This is a genomic window from Priestia sp. P5_B4 (assembly GCF_056400385.1).
The window spans coordinates 1-1,131 of sequence record NZ_JBFULJ010001088.1 but is presented as its reverse complement, the minus strand read 5'-3'; the positions used below and the strand labels follow the sequence as shown (position 1 = coordinate 1,131).

The 1,131-nt window shown below is 43.8% G+C and carries 2 protein-coding genes; both read left to right on the top strand.

All coding sequences use genetic code 11. The features are described 5' to 3' along the window. Nucleotides 1-294 (top strand): acetyl-CoA carboxylase biotin carboxyl carrier protein (gene accB, locus AC1DRF_RS29020; protein WP_477742442.1); only part of this gene is annotated, 294 nt, incomplete at its 5' end. A gap of 28 nt (nt 295-322) precedes the next feature. After that, the coding region (locus tag AC1DRF_RS29015) for an ATP-binding protein (protein ID WP_477742441.1) at nt 323-1,131 on the top strand (809 nt) is incomplete at its 3' end.

Genomic DNA, 1,131 nt, shown 5'->3' with positions numbered 1-1,131 from the left:
GCCACTGAGCAAGCGCCTCAAGATTCTATGTCTGTAAACCCAGCAGACAATAATGAAAAGCAAATCTTATCACCAATGGTTGGAACGTTTTACGCCAAGCCAGAAGCAGACGCCGAGCCCTTCGTTCAAGTAGGACAAACAGTTGAACGTAAAGATGTTGTATGTGTGATTGAAGCGATGAAGCTGTTTAACGAAGTCGATGCGGGAATAGAAGGAAAAGTGCTTGAAATTCTTGTGAAAGACGGGGACGTTGTTGAGTTTGGACAGCCATTATTTACTGTAAAATCACACTAAAGTATACATACTGTCAGGAGGAGTCATTATGTTTAAAAAGATCTTAATCGCAAACCGAGGCGAGATTGCAGTTCGTATCATTCGGGCTTGTAAAGAGATGGGTATTGCAACCGTGGCGGTGTATTCAGAAGCAGACAAAGATGCACTTCACGTGAAGCTAGCAGATGAGTCATTTTGTATTGGCAAAACGTCTTCTAAAGAAAGCTACTTAAACATTCGTAATTTGCTTACCGTAGCGCAAGTAACCAAGGCAGACGCTATTCATCCCGGCTATGGATTTTTAGCTGAAAATGCTGATTTTGCTGAGATGTGTGAATCCTATGATATTACCTTTATTGGTCCAAAAGCGGAAGCCATCCGTAAAATGGGAGCAAAAGCTGTAGCGCGAGATACAATGAAACAAGCCGGTGTGCCTATTGTACCTGGAACAGAAGGGCTGATTAAAGATAGCAGCTCAGCTATTCCAGTAGCACGAGAAATAGGTTATCCCATCATCGTAAAAGCCACAGCGGGGGGTGGCGGAAAAGGAATGCGACTGGCTCATAGCGAAGAAGAGCTAGAAAAAGCAATTCGTCAAGCTCAGCATGAAGCAGAAACTGCCTTTGGAAACGGCGGCGTATATCTTGAAAAATATTTAGAAGAGCCGAAACACATCGAAATTCAAATCATTGCTGATGAAGAAGGGAATGTGGTTCATTTAGGGGAACGAGATTGTTCAATTCAACGCCGTCATCAAAAGTTGGTAGAAGAAGCTCCGTCTCCTGCGTTAGATGAAAACCTTCGTGCGAAAATGGGCAAGGCGGCAGTCTCGGCAGCTAAAGCAGTCGATTATACAGG